Below are 16,021 nucleotides of genomic sequence, written 5' to 3' on the forward strand. Positions count from 1 at the left end.
CGCAACGAGGTATGCCCCGTGGACATCGCTCGCCTGAGCTCCCGAGACCCCGATTTCTGGCCGCGCCTGGAACGGCTGACGGCCTGGGAAGGCGTGTCGGAGCACGCGGTGGCCGACACGGTGCGCGAGATCGTCCACGCGGTGCGCACGCGTGGTGATGCCGCGCTGCTCGACTACACCGCGCGCTTCGACCGCTCGGGGGTGACGCGGGCGGCCGACCTGGAGATCCCGCCGGCGCGCCTCGAACAGGCGCTGGCGGCCATCGCGCCCGCCGAGCGCGAGGCGCTGCAGCTCGCGGCGGCGCGCATCCGCAGCTATGCCGAACACCAGAAGCTCGACTCGTGGCGCTACACCGAGGCCGACGGCACGGTGCTCGGGCAGCAGGTGACGCCGCTCGACCGCGTCGGGCTGTACGTGCCGGGCGGCAAGGCGGCGTATCCGTCGTCGGTGCTGATGAACGCGATCCCCGCCAAGGTCGCCGGGGTGCCGGAACTGGTGATGGTGGTGCCGACGCCGGGCGGCGAGGTCAACGAGCTCGTGCTCGCCGCCGCCGCGATCGCCGGCGTCGACCGCGTGTTCGCGATCGGCGGCGCGCAGGCCGTCGCCGCGCTCGCCTGGGGCACCGCCAGCGTGCCGCGGGTCGACAAGATCGTCGGTCCCGGCAACATCTACGTCGCCACCGCCAAGCGCATGGTGTTCGGCCAGGTCGGCATCGACATGATCGCCGGGCCGTCCGAGATCCTGGTGGTGTGCGACGGGCTGACCGACCCAGACTGGATCGCGATGGACCTGTTCTCGCAGGCCGAGCACGACGAGGACGCCCAGCCGATCCTGATCTCGCCCGACGCCGCCTTCCTCGACCGTGTGGCGGCGGCGGCGGCGCGGCTGCTGCCCGACATGGAACGGGCCGCCATCATCGAGGCCTCGCTGACCCGCCGGGCGGCGCTGATCCACGTCGGCGACCTCGCCGAGGCCGCCGACGTGGCCAATTTCATCGCGCCCGAGCACCTCGAACTCTCGGTGCAGGACCCCGGGGCCCTGCTCGCGCAGATCCGCCATGCCGGGGCGATCTTCCTCGGCCGGCATACCGCCGAGGCGCTCGGCGACTACTGCGCCGGTCCCAACCACGTGCTGCCGACGTCGCGGACCGCGCGCTTCTCGTCGCCGCTCGGGGTGTACGACTTCCAGAAACGCTCGAGCGTGATCTTCTGCTCGCCGGCCGGCGCCGCTGCGCTGGGGCGCACCGCGTCGGTGCTGGCGCGCGGCGAGGGCCTGACCGCGCACGCGCGCTCGGCCGAATACCGGGTGCGGGGCTAGCCGCGATGGGCAATCGCTACTGGAGCCCGGTGGTGCACCGGCTGGTGCCCTATGTGCCGGGCGAACAGCCCAAGCTCGCCGAGCTGGTCAAGCTCAACACCAACGAGAACCCCTATGGGCCGTCGCCGCGGGTGATCGCCGCGATCCAGGCCGAGCTGTCGGACGCGCTGCGGCTCTACCCGGACCCGAACGCCGAGCGGCTGAAGCAGGCGATCGCCGGGTATCACGGCCTGGCACCCGCGCAGGTCTTCGTCGGCAACGGTTCCGACGAGGTGCTCGCGCACGTGTTCCAGGCCTTCTTCCAGCAGCCGGCGCCGCTGCTGTTCCCCGACATCACCTACAGCTTCTACCCGGTGTACTGCGGCCTCTACGGCATCGAGTACACCACGCTGCCGCTCGCCGACGACTTCACGCTGCGGGTGGCCGACTACCTGCGGCCCAACGGCGGCATCGTCTTCGCCAACCCGAATGCGCCGACCGGGCGCCTGCTCGCGCTCGCCGACATCGCCTGGCTGCTCGAGCGCAACCGCGACTCGGTGGTGGTGGTCGACGAGGCCTACGTCGACTTCGGCGGCGACAGCGCGATCGCGCTGGTGGCGCGCTACCCGAACCTGCTGGTGACGCAGACGCTGTCGAAGTCGCGCTCGCTCGCGGGGCTGCGGGTGGGGCTCGCGATCGGCGATCCGGGCCTGATCGAGGCCCTGGAGCGGATCAAGAACAGCTTCAATTCCTACCCACTGGACCGGCTCGCGATCGCCGGCGCGGTGGCCGCCTACGCCGATCGCGAGCACTTCGAGGCGACGCGGCAGGCGGTGATCGCGAGCCGCGAACGGCTGGCGGCGGACCTCGCCGGGCTCGGCTTCGAGGTGCTGCCGTCGGCGGCGAACTTCGTCTTCGCCCGCCACGCGCGTGCCGACGCCGCCGCGCTCGCCGCCGCGCTGCGCGCCCGGCACGTGATCGTGCGTCACTTCCGCCTGCCGCGCATCGAGCAGTTCCTGCGCATCACCATCGGCACGCCGGCGCAGAACGCGGCCCTGCTGGGCGCGCTCGTCGCCGCACTGGCGGAGCTCTGACGGTGGTGGCGCTGCGCGAGCTGGTCGCGTACACCGACGAACTCCTCGCCGCCGGCGCCTTCAGCGACTACTGCCCGAACGGCCTGCAGGTGGAAGGGCGGACCGAGGTGCGGCGCATCGTCGGCGGCGTGACCGCGAGCCAGGCGCTGCTCGACGCGGCCGTGCGCGACGGCGCCGACGCCGTGCTGGTGCACCACGGCTACTTCTGGAAGGGCGAGAGCCCGTGCGTGACCGGCATGAAGCGCCGGCGCCTGGCCACACTGCTGGCGCACGAGCTGAGCCTGATCGCCTATCACCTGCCGCTCGACGCGCACCCGGCGCTCGGTAACAACGCCCGGCTCGGCGCGGAACTCGGCTTCAGGATCACCGGCACGCTGGGCGGCTCCGCGCGCACGCCCGGTCTGGTGATGGTGGGAGAACTCGATGCGCCGATGGACGGGGCAAGGCTCGCCGCGCGCATCGAGACACGGCTCGGCCGCGTGCCCCTGCACGTGGCCGGCGCGCAGACGCCGATCCGGCGCATCGCCTGGTGCACCGGCGGCGGGCAGGGCTACATTGAGGTGGCGGTGGCGGCGGGCGTGGATGCCTACCTGAGCGGCGAGGTCTCGGAGCAGACGGTCCACGTCGCGCGCGAATGCGGCCTGCATTTCTTCGCCGCGGGCCACCATGCCACCGAGCGCTACGGTGTGCCCGCGCTCGGCGAGCACCTGGCCGTGCGCTTCGGCGTGGAGTTCCGTTTCATCGATCTGCCCAACCCGGCATGAGCGGAGCGGCGCACGGGCGTTCGGCTTGACCCGTCAGGTGACGTTATAAGAACATTCGCCGTTTAGTTGCGCCCGCAACACTGCCGTCACGCGCAACCGGAACGGCCCAATCTATCCCTGTATTTTCAGTGCGTTAGGAGAGTGCTCATGAGTACGGCAGGTGGAGTCGACCTCGGCAGACGCCGTTTTCTGACCGCCACCGCCACCGTTGTCGGTGGCGTGGGCGCGGCGTTCGTCGCGGTTCCGTTCCTGAAGTCCTGGTCGCCGAGTGAACGCGCCCAGGCCGCCGGTGCCCCCGTCGAAGCCGACATCAGCAAGCTCGAAGCCGGACAGATCATGACCGTCGAATGGCGGGGCAAGCCGGTCTGGCTGGTGCGGCGCACCAAGGCGATGCTCGACGCCCTGCCGACGCTCGACGGCCAGCTGCGTGACCCGAAGTCGACCGTGGTCGAGCAGCAGCCGGCTTATGCGAAGAACGAATTCCGCTCGATCAAGCCGGAACTGCTGGTGCTGGTCGGCATCTGCACGCACCTCGGCTGTTCGCCGACGTTCCGCCCGGACATCGCACCGGCCGACCTCGGCCCGGGCTGGAAGGGCGGCTTCTTCTGCCCCTGCCACGGCTCGCGCTTCGATCTGGCCGGCCGTGTGTTCCAGGGCGTGCCGGCACCGCTGAACCTCGAAGTTCCACCTTACAAGTTCCTGAGCGATACCCGCCTGATCGTGGGCGTCGGCACGGAGGGCGCGTAATGGCCAGCAATCATCCGGGTACCACCGGCCTCATGGGCTGGATCGATTCGCGACTGGCCGTCACGAATGCGATCCGCGCCCATCTGACCGAGTACTACGCACCGAAGAACTTCAATTTCTGGTACTTCTTCGGCTCGCTCGCGCTGCTCGTGCTGGTCAACCAGATCCTCACCGGCATCTGGCTGACGATGAGCTACAAGCCGTCGGCGGCGGAGGCGTTCGCCTCGGTCGAATACATCATGCGCGACGTCGAGTACGGCTGGCTGATCCGCTACATGCACTCGACCGGGGCGTCGGCGTTCTTCATCGTCGTCTACCTGCACATGTTCCGGGGCCTGATGTACGGCTCCTACAAGCAGCCGCGCGAACTGATCTGGATCTTCGGCGTGCTGATCTTCCTCGCCCTGATGGCCGAGGCCTTCATGGGTTACCTGCTGCCCTGGGGGCAGATGTCGTACTGGGGCGCGCAGGTGATCATCTCGCTGTTCGGCGCGATTCCCGGCATCGGTCCCGACCTGTCGCTGTGGATCCGCGGCGATTACGTCGTCTCGGACGCGACGCTCAACCGCTTCTTCTCGCTGCACGTGATCGCGCTGCCGCTGGTGATCCTGGGCCTGGTCGTCGCCCACATCCTGGCGCTGCATGAGGTCGGCTCGAACAACCCCGACGGCGTCGAGATCAAGAAGTTCAAGGATGCGGACGGCAAGCCGCTGGACGGCATCCCCTTCCATCCGTACTACACCGTCAAGGATCTGGTCGGCGTCGCCGTGTTCCTGATCTTCTTCTGCGCCATCATCTTCTTCGCGCCGGAGATGGGCGGCTACTTCCTCGAGCATCCGAACTTCGATCCGGCCGATCCGCTGAAGACCCCGCCGCACATCGCCCCCGTGTGGTACTTCACGCCCTACTACGCGATCCTGCGCGCCGTGCCGGACAAGCTGCTCGGCGTGATGGCAATGGGCGGTGCGATCGTCGTCATGTTCTTCCTGCCGTGGCTCGATCGCAGCCCGGTCAAGTCGATCCGCTACCGCGGCCCGCTGTCCAAGGCGGCGCTGGCGGCATTCGTCGTGGCGTTCATCATCCTCGGCTATCTGGGGGCGCTGGCGCCCAGTCCGGGACGCACGCTGCTGTCGCAGGTCTGCTCGGTGGTGTACTTCGCCTTCTTCCTGCTGATGCCGATCTACACCTCGATCGACTCGACCAAGCCGGTTCCGGAAAGGGTGACGTCCAAATGAGAAAGCTGATCATCGCGATGGTCTTCGCGGCCCTGCCCGGCTTGGTCGTCGCCGCTGGCGGTGAGGGGTATCCGCTCGAGAAGGCGGACGTCGACGTGAGCAACAAGGCCTCGCTGCAGCGCGGCGCGAAGCTCTTCGTCAACTACTGCATGGGCTGCCACTCGGCGGAGCATCAGCGCTACAACCGCCTGGCACGCGACATCGGGCTCAGTGACGAACAGGTCCGCGACAACCTGATCTTCACCGGCGCCAAGGTCGGCGAGCAGATGAAGAACGCCATGCCGAAGAAGGATGCGAAGAAGTGGTTCGGCGCCACCCCGCCCGATCTGACCCTGATCGCGCGCTCGCGCGGGGCCGACTACCTCTACACCTACCTGAAGACCTTCTACATCGACGAGAGCCGGCCGTGGGGCGTGAACAACGCCGCGTTTCCGCTGGTCGGCATGCCGCACGTGCTGTGGGAACTGCAGGGCTGGCAGAAGGCCGTCGTCGAGACGCACAAGGATGCGGAGGGCAACGAGCGTTCGGTGATCACCGGCTTCGAGATCGTCAAGCCGGGCTCGATGAGCGGGCCCGAGTTCGACAAGGCGATGCGGGATCTCGTCAACTTCCTCGTCTACGTTGCCGAGCCCATCCAGCTCGAGCGCACGCGCATCGGCGTGTGGGTGATCGCGTTCCTGATCCTGCTCACCGTTGTCTTCTACCTCCTGAAAAAGGAATATTGGAAGGACGTGCATTGATCGGAACGGGCCGCCGCGGTGGGGTGGCGGCCCACCCACCGCGGCGGGTCATCCTCCCGCCGCACCGCTTCGGGGGGCGCTGATGGCAGTTACCGCGGGTCGCCGTGCGGCGCTCACTCTCTACTCGGCCCCGAACTGCTGTGCCTGCCACCGCACGCGGCTGGTCGCGCTCGAAAAGGGGCTCGACGTCGACATCTGCTACGTCAGCCCGTCGGCGCCGGTGCCCCAGGAGCTGCTCGACGTCAATCCGGCGGCGTCCCTGCCGACCCTGGTCGACCGGGATGTGGTGCTCTACAACGATCGCGTGATCATCGAGTATCTCGACGAGCGTTACCCGCACCCGATGCTGCTCAAGGCCGATCCGGTCGGCCGCGCCAAGCAGCGTCTGGCGCTCAGCCGGATCGAAAGCGAGTGGTGTGCCCTGCTGCCGCGCTTCAACCGCGCCAATCGCGAGGAGCGCGATCTCGCGCGGGCGACGCTGCGCCAGCAGTTGATCGACAGTACGTCGGTATTCGCGGCCAAGCCCTTCTTTCTCGGCGACGAGTTCAGCCTGCTCGACGCCACGCTGGCCCCGGTGCTGTGGCGGCTGCCCCAGTACGAGATCGAGCTGCCCGCCGAGGCGCAGGCGGTGACCGATTATGCCGAGCGCCTGTTTTCCCGCCCTGCGTTTCGCGCCAGCCTGAGCGCGATCGAATCCGAAATGCGGGCCTGATGCTGCCCGCGCGCCCTGTGGCGCCGGCAGCGGGCCGCGATCCGAGCCCCCAAATGACGTCCAACCGCCCCTATCTGATCCGCGCCCTCTACGAGTGGATACTCGATAACGACCTGACCCCCCACATGCTCGTCAACGCTGAAGCGGCCGGCGTCGACGTTCCGCCACAGCACGTGCACGAGGGGCGCATCGTGCTGAACGTGAGCCCGACGGCGGTGCAGACGCTGCAACTGGGCAATGACTGGATCGAATTCAGTGCCCGCTTCGGCGGCGTCGCACGTCAGGTGCGGGTGCCGGTCGGTGCGGTGATGGCCATCTATGCGCGTGAGAATGGCCAGGGGACGGCGTTCCCGGAAGAGCCGGGGGACGAGCCGCCCCCGCCCCCGTCACAACCCGAGCGCAGCAAGCGGCCGGCGCTGAAGATCGTGAAATAGGCCGCCGGTGCGGCGGCAGCGCTCCCGGCCTCAGTCCATGTATTCGAAGAGGCGGACGACGCGCTGTACGCCGCTCACGCGGCGCACGCTGCGGGTCACGCTCTCGGCTTCGCTCTGACGCACCAGGCCCATCAGGTAGACGATGCCGCGTTCGGTGACGACCTTGACCCGCGTCGGGTCGAAATCCCGGATGCCGTCCACTTCCAGCAGGGCCGACTTGACCTTGGTGGTGATCCACGTATCGCTGCTGCGGCTGCCCAACGAACTGTTGGAGGCCACGGCGAGTTCGTTGAAGACGCTGCGTACTTCGGCGACGTTGCCGACGATGCTTTCGGCCCGCGCGCGCGAGGCCTGATCCGGCACCTCACCGCTGAGCAGCACGACCCGGTTGTAGCTGGTGACGTTGATGTGCGCGCGGCCGTTGAGGCCGGCGCGATCGAGGTCGCCGACGGACTTGGTTTCGATGCTCTCGTCCTCGACGACGGTGCCTGCGGTACGGCGATCGTGCGCGACGCTGACCGCGGTGGCGGCGCCACCGACGAACAGGCCCGCACAGCCGCCGAGCAGCGGCGCACAGGCGAGAGCGATCAGGGCGGAGCGGGTGAGGGGCTTCATGTCCGGTGTCCTCGGCGTGAGCTGGGTCAGGCGGAAAAGGCGTCGCGGATCCATTCGAGTCGCGCTTCGCAGGGGCCGGGGGTGATGGCGATCACGTCGAAACGGCAACCGGCGCGATGCGGGTGCTGCACGAGGTAGTACTGCGCGGCGCGGATCAGGCGTTGCTGCTTGCTGCGGGTGACCGACTCCGCCGGGCTGCCGAAGCCGGCATCGCGGCGGCGGCGCACCTCGACGAAGACGAGGCAGTCGCCGTCGAGCATGACGATATCGAGTTCCCCGACGGGGTAACGCACATTGCGCGCGACGAGACGCAGCCCCTGTCCTTCGAGGTAGTGCAGGGCCTGGTCTTCGCCGACACGGCCCCGCCGCTGTGCGGGGCTGAGGTTCTCGGCGCCCGGATCGTTGTGTCCCGGGGGCTTTCTTGCAGCCAAGGGTGAGAGTCCGGTGTCCTTACAGTCCGCCGCTTTATACGTGGTCGCCACGCCGATAGGCAACTTGCAGGACCTGAGTCCGCGGGCGCGGGAGGTGCTGTCGCAGGTCGATCTCGTCGCTGCCGAGGACACGCGCCACACGCGCCAGTTGTTTCGCCACTTCGGCATCGATACGCCGTTGACCGCGGTGCACGAGCACAACGAGCGCGAGCGGGTGCCCGAACTGCTCGCCGAACTGGCCGCCGGTCGTCGGCTCGCCCTGGTGTCCGACGCCGGCACTCCGCTGGTTTCGGACCCCGGCTTCAGGCTGGTACGGGCGGCGCGTCTGGCGGGCTACCGCGTCATCGCCGTACCGGGCCCGAGCAGTCTGCTGGCCGCCTTGTCGGTCGCCGGCTTGCCGACCGATCGCTTCGTGTTCGAAGGTTTCCTGCCGGCCAAGCCGGCGGCGCGGCGGGCGCGACTGGCGGCGCTGGCAGCCGAAACCCGCACGCTGGTCTTCTTCGAGTCCAGCCATCGCATCGCCGAGTGCCTCGCCGACATGCGCGCGGCGTTCGGCGACGCGCGCGAGGCCGTCGTCGCGCGCGAGTTGACCAAGCTCTTCGAGGAATTGCTGGGAGGGACGCTCGCCGAGGTCGAGGCGGGCGTGGCGGCCGATGCCAACCGGCGCCGGGGCGAGTTCGTCGTGATGCTGCAGGGGGCCGAGGCGCGCGACGAGCAGGCGCCCGATGCCGAGGTCGAGCGCGTGCTGGCCATCCTGCTCGACGAGGTACCGGTCAAGCAGGCGGTGAGCCTGGCGGCCCGCCTCACCGGGCGGCGCAAGAACGCGCTGTATGCGCTCGCCACGTCTATTGCGGCGCACAAAAAGGTTGTCATCGAGTGACGCCGGGCACACAATCCGTGCCGGAAGTTGGCCGGGCGATCGCTGTCCTCACACGGGGGCAGAGGAAAGTCCGGGCTCCGCAGGGCAGGGCGCCAGGTAACGCCTGGGGGGCGTGAGCCCACGGAAAGTGCCACAGAAAATACACCGCCTAAGCCCGCAAGGGCCGGTAAGGGTGAAATGGTGCGGTAAGAGCGCACCGCGTTCCTGGCAACAGGAACGGCAGGGAAAACCCCGCTCGGAGCAAGACCAAATAGGGGGGCGATACGTGTGGCCCGCACGGCCCCCGGGTAGGTCGCTACAGGCGTCTGGTGACAGGCGTCGCAGATGAATGATCGTCCTCGACAGAACCCGGCTTACAGGCCAACTTCCCCTTTCTCGCTCCGCTGCGCCGTGTCCGCGGCCTGTCCCGATGGCATCCCCAGAGTGTGCGGCGAGTGCAGGTCCGGCACTCGTGCGGGATGACTTTCTGAGCAACTGAACCGCCCCTGTCTCGGCCTTCGTGATCTCGAGTGAGTCGCTTATACAACTGCGCATTGCGCTGTTGTATGATTGATACTTTTGTTGTTCAAGAGAATATAAGCTGTTGTGGAGAAAAGAATAATCGTGCCTCCGCCCGGGCGGGTTTCCTTGACACGTATGAAGAGCGGTACCTATAGTGTCAAAAAGTGGGGCGGAGTGGAGCGCGATGGTTCGCCGACCCACGCAAAGGGGGCGGGAGGTTGTTCAGAGGTGTTTCGCCATTGACGCTCGATGCGAAAGGACGGATTTCGATGCCTGCCAAGCATCGGGATCGGCTGATCGAGCGCTGCGGCGGGCATCTGGTGGTTACGGTCGATCGTGATGGTTGTCTCTTGATATATCCGCTTCCCGATTGGGAAGAGGTCGAAGCCAAACTGGTACGCCTGTCCAGTACCAATAAACGTGCGCGCAGCTTGAAGCGGCTCTTGATGGGGCACGCGGAAGAACTCGATCTCGATGGCAGCGGACGTGTCTTGCTACCGGCTCCCCTACGTGAATTCGCGAAGCTCGACAAGCACGTGGTGCTGGTCGGGCAGGGCAACAAGTTTGAACTCTGGGACGAACCGACGTGGCATCGCCTCAGGGATGAATGGCTGGCTGAGGATGAAGGCGAAGACGGCGAGCTTCCCGGCGATCTCGAATCGCTGGCGTTTTGATCGACAACCCAGGGGTTTTCGTCCGGTGCACCAGTCCGTGCTGTTGAACGAGGCGCTCGATGCCTTGCGCGTCGGGCCCGAAGGTCGCTATGTCGATGCGACCTTCGGCCGCGGCGGACATGCGCGCGCGATCCTGGCCCGGCTCGGCTCGAAAGGCTGCCTGCTGGCGCTCGACCGTGATCCGGCCGCCGCCGCGGCAGCAGCCGAGCTCGCGGTCAACGACTCCCGCTTCAGTTTCGAGGCGACGGCTTTCAGTGCGCTGGCCGACGTCGTGCGGTCGCGCGATCTGGCCGGTCGGCTTGACGGCATCCTCTTCGACCTGGGGGTGTCGTCGCCGCAGCTCGACGATCCGCAGCGCGGCTTCAGCTTCCTGCGCGACGGCCCGCTCGACATGCGCATGGACCCCACTCAGGACGAAAGCGCCGCCGAGTGGCTGGCGCGCGCGGACGAAGCCGAAATCGGCGGCGTCCTGCGCGATCTCGGAGAGGAGCGGTTCCACCGGCGGGTCGCGCGCGCAATCGTGGGCGCGCGCGCGCAGGCGCCGATCACCGCGACCGGGCGCCTCGCCAGCATCGTGGCGGAGGCGGTGCCGACGCGCGAGCGCGGCAAGCATCCGGCCACGCGCACCTTCCAGGCCATCCGCATCCATGTCAACCGCGAGCTCGAAGAGCTGCAGAGCGCGCTCGCGCAGGCGGTCGATCTGCTCGCGCACGGCGGGCGGCTGGTGGTGATCAGCTTCCATTCGCTCGAGGACCGCATCGTCAAGCGTTTCCTGCGCAGCTGCGCGCGCGGCGCGGACCTGCCGCCGGATCTGCCGATCACCGGCGCGCATCACGGCGCCACCCTGCGCCTGGTGGGCAAGGCGGTGCATCCGGGAGCAGAGGAGCTCGACGCCAATCCACGTGCGCGCAGTGCCGTGTTGCGGGCTGCGGAGCGTCTGTAATGTCGCTTTCAGCGCAGCACACCGAGGTTTCCGCCGCCGCCGCGACGGAAACGGTACGGCTGGTTCCGGAGCCCGGCGAGGAGGATCTCGTCGGGCGCAACCTGTTACCGGTGCTGGTGTTGCTGGCGGCCATCGTGGCGAGTGCGATCGCCCTGGTCCACACCAAGCACCAGAGCCGCAAGTTGTTCATCGAACTCCAGAGCCTGCAGACCGCCCGCGACGATCTCGAGATCGAGTGGGGGCAGCTGCAGCTCGAGCAAAGCACGCTCGCGACCGAATCGGTCATCGACCAGGCCGCGCGCAGCCGTCTCGACATGGCCATCCCCGCTCCCGAGGCGGTGATCTACGTGATCCGATGAAAGCGCCCACCCGTTCGTCCCGTCAGTCCTGGTCGGCCAACCGGCGGCGGCTCGCGCTCGCCCTGCTGGGCGCGGCCGCCGTCGGCATCTTCGCGCGTGCCGTCTACCTGCAGGTGATCGACACCGAGTTCCTGCAGGGCCAGGGCGACGAGCGCTTCCTGCGCACCGTCGCGGTGCCCGCGCACCGCGGCATGGTACTGGACCGCAACGGTGAGCCGCTGGCGGTGAGCTCGCCGGTCGACAGCGTCTGGGCGCATCCCCCGACCCTGCTCGCGCACCGCGAGCGCCTGCCCGAACTCGCGCGGATGCTCGACATCAACGTCGCCGAGCTCGAAAGCAAGGTGCTCGCGCGCGGCGAGAAGGAGTTCATGTACCTGAAGCGGGCGATGGAGCCCGATGCCGCGCACCGCGTGGCCTCCCTCGGCGTGCCCGGCGTGTTCCTGCAGCGCGAGTACCGGCGCTACTACCCGGCCGCCGAGGTCACCTCGCACCTGCTCGGTTTCACCAACATCGACGACGAGGGCCAGGAAGGCATCGAGCTCGCGCACAACCGCGAGCTGCAGGGCGTGCAGGGCGAGAAGAGCGTCATCAAGGATCGCCTCGGGCGCATCGTCGAGGACGTCGAGAGCGTGCGCGAGCCGCAGCCGGGGCGCGACGTCGCGCTGTCGATCGACCGCCGCATCCAGTACCTCGCCTATCGCGCGGTCAAGGCGGCGATGATCGAGCACCACGCTGCCGCTGCGTCGGCGGTGGTGCTCGACGTGAACACCGGCGAAGTGCTGGCGATGGTCAACCAGCCGGCGGTCAACCCGAACAACCGCCAGGAACTGAAGAGCGACCTGCTGCGCAACCGCGCGCTCACCGACGTCTACGAGCCGGGCTCGGTGATGAAGCCCTTCACCGTCGCGCTCGGCCTCGAAAGCGGCCGCTACACCCCGGAAACGCCGATCAACACCAGCCCCGGCTACATGAGCGTCGGCCGCTACACGGTCAAGGACACGCACAACTACGGCCTGATCGACGTTTCGCGCGTGATCATCAAGTCGAGCAACGTCGGCGCCACCAAGATCGCCTTGTCGATGCCCGCCGAGAAGCTCTGGGACCTGTTCCGCAAGCTCGGCTTCGGCCGGCCCACCGACATCGGCTTTCCCGGCGAGCAGGGTGGATGGCTCGCGCACTACTCGCGCTGGAGCACGATCGGCCATGCCAACCAGAGCTTCGGCTACGGCATCTCGATGACGCCGCTGCAACTGGCCCGCGCCTATGCCGCGCTCGCCTCGGGCGGCGTGATCCGCCCGGTGTCGCTGGTCAAGGTCACGCAGCCGCCCGCCGGCGAACGCATCCTGTCGGAGACGACGGTACGCAAGCTCTTCCCGATGCTCGAAGCCGTGGTCAGCCGCGACGGCACCGCGATCCAGGCGAGCGTCCCCGGCTACCGGGTCGGCGGCAAGACCGGCACCGTGCACAAGATCATCGGGCGCGGCTATGCCAAGAACAACTACTACTCGGTGTTCGCCGGCTTCGCGCCACTCAGCAAGCCGCGCCTGGCGATGGTCGTCATCGTCGACGACCCCAAGGGCAAGTCCTACTACGGCGGGCTGGTCGCCGCGCCGGTGTTCAGCAAGGTGATGGCCGGGGCGCTGCGCATCCTCAACGTGCCGCCGGACAACGTCGTCGACCCGAAGCGCCAGCCGCTCGGTACCGTGGCGAGCACGGCCACCTCCCCCAACGCTGCCAGCCGGGTGCGACCGTGAGGCCGGCCAGCCGCCGCCTGCCGGAACTGCTCGCCGGGATGGCGGACGCCGTTCCGGCGTGCGACGTCAGCGGTCTCGCGCTCGACAGCCGGGCGCTGCGGGCGGGCGACCTGTTCCTGGCCGCCCGCGGCCTGACGCACCACGGCCTCGATTTCCTCGCCGCCGCCGAGGCCGCCGGCGCGGCCGCCGTGGCGTGGGAGCCACCGCACGCGCCGGTGACGAGCCGGTTGCCGCTGGTCGAGGTGCCATCGCTCGGCCGCCACCTCAGCCGCATCGCCGACCGCTGGTTCGAGGCGCCCTCGGCCACGCTCGCGGTGGTCGGCGTCACCGGCACCGACGGCAAGACCTCGGTCGCGCACTTCGTCGCCGAGGCCCTGAGCGAGGCCGGGCGCCCCGCGGGCATCCTCGGCACGCTGGGCTACGGCCTGCGCGGCCACACCGTCATGGCGAGCCACACCACGCCCGATGCGCTCGCGGTGCAGCGCTGGCTGGCGGCGTTCCGCGACACCGGGGCCCGCTACGCGGCGATGGAGGTGTCCTCGCACGCGCTGGCGCAGCACCGCGTCGAGGCGGTGCGCTTCGCGGTCGCGGTGCTCACCAACCTCACCCGCGACCACCTCGATTTCCACGGCTCGACGGACGCCTACGCCGCCGCCAAGGCGCGCCTGTTCACCGAACTCGCACCGGCGCAGGCGGTGCTGAACCTCGACGACGGCTTCGGCGCCGCCCTCGCCGAACGCCTGGGCGACACCCGTCCGGTGATCGGCTACGGCTTCGGCGCGCGGCCCGCCGCCGGGCTCGCCGGCTGGGTCCGGGGTGAGGGGCTGCGTCTCGACGGCGGTGGCCTGACGCTGACCGTGCACAGCCATCGCGGCAGCGGCGAGCTGCGCAGTGCGCTGTTCGGGCGTTTCAACGCCGCCAACCTGCTCGCCGCGCTGGCGACGCTGCTCGCGCTCGACCTGCCCTTCGACGAGGCGCTCGCGCGCGTCGGCCGGGTGTCGACGGTGGCCGGGCGCATGGAGCGCTTCGGCGGCGGTGCGCGCCCGCTCGCGGTGGTCGACTACGCACACACCCCGCACGCGCTCGAATCGGTGCTGCAGGCGCTGCGCGAGCACGCGGCCGGGCGGCTCACCTGCGTGTTCGGCTGCGGCGGCGACCGCGATGCCGGCAAGCGCCCGCAGATGGGCGCGATCGCCGAGCGCCTCGCCGACCAGGTGATCGTCACTCACGACAACCCGCGGCGCGAGGACCCGGCCGGCATCGTCGCCGACATCCTCGCCGGCCTGCGCGAGCCGGCGCGCGCCAGCGTGATCGGCGACCGCCGGCGCGCGATCCGGGCGGCGCTGGCGGCGGCCGGCGCGGGCGACATCGTGCTGATCGCCGGCAAGGGGCACGAGGACTACCAGCTCATCGGCGACGAGCGGCTCGATTTCAGCGACCGCGCCGAGGTCGCCGCCTGGTTCGAGGGGGCCGCATGAGGCCGCTGCGCCTGTCGCAACTGGTCGGCGTGTTCGGCGCCGAACTGGTCGGCGGCGACGCCGAGTTCACCGCGGTCAGCACCGACACCCGCAGCCTCGTCGGCGGCGAGCTGTTCGTCGCGCTCAGCGGGCCGCACTTCGACGGCCACGCCTTCGTCGACGCCGCGCGCAGCCGCGGTGCGGTCGGCGCGCTGGTGAGCCGGCGCGTCGCCTGCGAGCTGCCGCAGCTGGTGGTGGCCGACACCCTGCTCGCGCTCGGCCGCCTCGGTGCGTACAACCGCGAGCGCTTCCGCGGGCCGCTGGTCGGGCTCACCGGCAGCAACGGCAAGACCACGCTGAAGGAGATGATCGCCGCGATCCTGCGCCAGCGTGGTCCGACCCTGGCGACGCGGGGCAATCTGAACAACGACATCGGCGTGCCGCTGACCCTGCTCGGGCTCGATGCCCAGGCCTACGCGGTGATCGAGATGGGCGCCAACCACCCGGGCGAGATCGCCTACCTGACGCGGCTCGCGCGTCCGCAGGTCGGGGTGGTCAACAATGCCGGCCCCTGCCACCTGGAGGGCTTCGGCGATCTCGACGGTGTCGCCCGCGCCAAGGGCGAGCTGTTCGAGCACCTGCCGGCCGGCGCGACCGCGGTGATCAACGCCGACGACGCCTACGCCGACTACTGGCGCAGCCGCTGCGCCGGCCGGCCGGTGCTCGAGTTCGGCCTCGACCAGCCGGCGACGCTGAGCGCGCGCGTGCTCGATGCCGCCGCGCGGCGCTACGTGCTGGTCACGCCGGTCGGCGAGGTCGAGCTCACGCTGCCGCTCGCCGGCCGCCACAACCTGCGCAACGCCTGCGCCGCCACCGCCGCCGCGCTGGCGGTCGGCGCCACGCTCGCCGACGTGCGCGCCGGGCTCGAAGGCCTGGAAGGCGTCGCCGGGCGCTTCCAGCGCCGCGCCGGGCGCCACGGCTGTGTGCTGATCGACGACACCTACAACGCCAACCCGGCCTCGCTCGGTGCCGCGCTGGAGACGCTCGGCAGCGAACCCGGCAGCCACTGGCTGGTGCTGGGCGACATGGGCGAACTCGGCGCGCGTGCCGCGGAACTGCACGCCGCGAGCGGTGCCCAAGCCCGCCGCTGCGGTTTCACCCGGCTGTTCGCCTGCGGCGAACACAGCCGCCACGCCGCGGCCGCCTTCGGGGCGGCGGCGGTCCATTTCACCGGCATCGAGGACCTCATCGCCGCTCTCGATGCCGCGCTCGCCGACGCCGGTGGCCCGACCGTACTGGTCAAGGGCTCGCGTTCGGCGCGCATGGAGCGGGTCGTTTCGGCGCTCGCGATCGACAACCACGACCCTGCGGCGGGGGCTCACTAG

Annotated in this window: 17 protein-coding genes and 1 other RNA gene; 16 read left to right on the forward strand and 2 right to left on the reverse strand. The window is 69.4% G+C overall.

Annotation, left to right across the window (positions count from 1 at the left end):
* Nucleotides 1-18: 18 nt before the first annotated feature.
* From hisD to EV699_RS14880, 8 genes are all read left to right on the forward strand, one after another.
* Nucleotides 19-1,317, forward strand: coding sequence for a histidinol dehydrogenase (gene hisD, locus EV699_RS14845; protein WP_132544157.1), 1,299 nt, complete (start codon nucleotides 19-21; stop codon nucleotides 1,315-1,317).
* Nucleotides 1,318-1,322: 5 nt separating this feature from the next.
* On the forward strand, nucleotides 1,323-2,390 hold the full coding sequence (gene hisC / locus EV699_RS14850; protein WP_132544159.1) for a histidinol-phosphate transaminase: 1,068 nt from the start codon (nucleotides 1,323-1,325) through the stop codon (nucleotides 2,388-2,390).
* A 2-nt stretch (nucleotides 2,391-2,392) separates the two neighbouring features.
* The gene (locus tag EV699_RS14855) at nucleotides 2,393-3,154 is read left to right on the forward strand and encodes a Nif3-like dinuclear metal center hexameric protein (protein WP_424450041.1); all 762 of its coding nucleotides are present in this window, start codon (nucleotides 2,393-2,395) and stop codon (nucleotides 3,152-3,154) included.
* Between the two features lie 147 nt (nucleotides 3,155-3,301).
* A complete protein-coding gene (gene petA / locus EV699_RS14860; RefSeq protein ID WP_132544161.1) occupies nucleotides 3,302-3,901 on the forward strand; it encodes a ubiquinol-cytochrome c reductase iron-sulfur subunit in 600 nt (199 codons plus the stop codon).
* Nucleotides 3,902-3,933: 32 nt separating this feature from the next.
* Nucleotides 3,934-5,136, forward strand: a complete 1,203-nt coding sequence (locus EV699_RS14865) for a cytochrome b (protein ID WP_132544284.1) — start codon at nucleotides 3,934-3,936, stop codon at nucleotides 5,134-5,136.
* On the forward strand, nucleotides 5,133-5,876 hold the full coding sequence (locus EV699_RS14870; protein WP_132544163.1) for a cytochrome c1: 744 nt from the start codon (nucleotides 5,133-5,135) through the stop codon (nucleotides 5,874-5,876). The genes EV699_RS14865 and EV699_RS14870 overlap by 4 nt, the downstream gene beginning before the upstream one ends.
* 82 nt (nucleotides 5,877-5,958) lie before the next feature.
* Nucleotides 5,959-6,588 (forward strand): glutathione S-transferase N-terminal domain-containing protein, encoded by a 630-nt coding sequence (locus EV699_RS14875; RefSeq protein WP_132544165.1) that lies wholly within the window; start codon nucleotides 5,959-5,961, stop codon nucleotides 6,586-6,588.
* 53 nt (nucleotides 6,589-6,641) lie between these two features.
* Nucleotides 6,642-7,022 carry a ClpXP protease specificity-enhancing factor gene (locus EV699_RS14880; RefSeq protein WP_132544167.1) on the forward strand — a complete coding sequence of 127 codons (381 nt, stop codon included), beginning with the start codon at nucleotides 6,642-6,644 and terminating at the stop codon, nucleotides 7,020-7,022.
* 30 nt (nucleotides 7,023-7,052) lie between these two features.
* Here the strand turns inward: EV699_RS14880 and EV699_RS14885 are convergent, their stop codons facing one another.
* Entirely contained in the window at nucleotides 7,053-7,637 is a 585-nt protein-coding gene (locus EV699_RS14885; RefSeq protein ID WP_132544169.1) for a BON domain-containing protein, read from the reverse strand.
* A 26-nt stretch (nucleotides 7,638-7,663) separates the two neighbouring features.
* A complete protein-coding gene (locus tag EV699_RS14890) occupies nucleotides 7,664-8,068 on the reverse strand; it encodes a YraN family protein (protein ID WP_132544171.1) in 405 nt (134 codons plus the stop codon).
* A gap of 13 nt (nucleotides 8,069-8,081) precedes the next feature.
* Between EV699_RS14890 and rsmI the strand changes: the two genes are divergently transcribed.
* The 8 genes from rsmI (at nucleotide 8,082) to EV699_RS14930 (ending at nucleotide 16,021) form a co-directional block, all read left to right on the forward strand.
* Complete coding sequence (gene rsmI, locus EV699_RS14895; RefSeq protein ID WP_132544173.1) at nucleotides 8,082-8,948, forward strand: 16S rRNA (cytidine(1402)-2'-O)-methyltransferase; 867 nt, start codon at nucleotides 8,082-8,084, stop codon at nucleotides 8,946-8,948.
* Nucleotides 8,949-8,971: 23 nt separating this feature from the next.
* Nucleotides 8,972-9,320, forward strand: an RNA gene (rnpB, locus tag EV699_RS14900) — RNase P RNA component class A.
* Between the two features lie 347 nt (nucleotides 9,321-9,667).
* A complete protein-coding gene (gene mraZ / locus EV699_RS14905) occupies nucleotides 9,668-10,123 on the forward strand; it encodes a division/cell wall cluster transcriptional repressor MraZ (protein ID WP_132544175.1) in 456 nt (151 codons plus the stop codon).
* A complete protein-coding gene (gene rsmH / locus EV699_RS14910; protein WP_132544286.1) occupies nucleotides 10,071-11,066 on the forward strand; it encodes a 16S rRNA (cytosine(1402)-N(4))-methyltransferase RsmH in 996 nt (331 codons plus the stop codon). The genes mraZ and rsmH overlap by 53 nt, the downstream gene beginning before the upstream one ends.
* Nucleotides 11,066-11,425: a cell division protein FtsL gene (gene ftsL / locus EV699_RS14915; RefSeq protein ID WP_132544177.1), complete on the forward strand. Its 360-nt coding sequence runs from the start codon at nucleotides 11,066-11,068 to the stop codon at nucleotides 11,423-11,425. Before rsmH ends, ftsL begins: the two co-directional genes overlap by 1 nt.
* Nucleotides 11,422-13,179, forward strand: coding sequence for a peptidoglycan D,D-transpeptidase FtsI family protein (locus EV699_RS14920; RefSeq protein ID WP_132544179.1), 1,758 nt, complete (start codon nucleotides 11,422-11,424; stop codon nucleotides 13,177-13,179). Before ftsL ends, EV699_RS14920 begins: the two co-directional genes overlap by 4 nt.
* A 38-nt stretch (nucleotides 13,180-13,217) precedes the next feature.
* Nucleotides 13,218-14,657: a UDP-N-acetylmuramoyl-L-alanyl-D-glutamate--2,6-diaminopimelate ligase gene (locus EV699_RS14925; RefSeq protein ID WP_132544288.1), complete on the forward strand. Its 1,440-nt coding sequence runs from the start codon at nucleotides 13,218-13,220 to the stop codon at nucleotides 14,655-14,657.
* The gene (locus EV699_RS14930) at nucleotides 14,654-16,021 is read left to right on the forward strand and encodes a UDP-N-acetylmuramoyl-tripeptide--D-alanyl-D-alanine ligase (protein ID WP_132544181.1); all 1,368 of its coding nucleotides are present in this window, start codon (nucleotides 14,654-14,656) and stop codon (nucleotides 16,019-16,021) included. Before EV699_RS14925 ends, EV699_RS14930 begins: the two co-directional genes overlap by 4 nt.

This window comes from Plasticicumulans lactativorans, assembly GCF_004341245.1.
GTDB lineage: Bacteria > Pseudomonadota > Gammaproteobacteria > Competibacterales > Competibacteraceae > Plasticicumulans_A > Plasticicumulans_A lactativorans.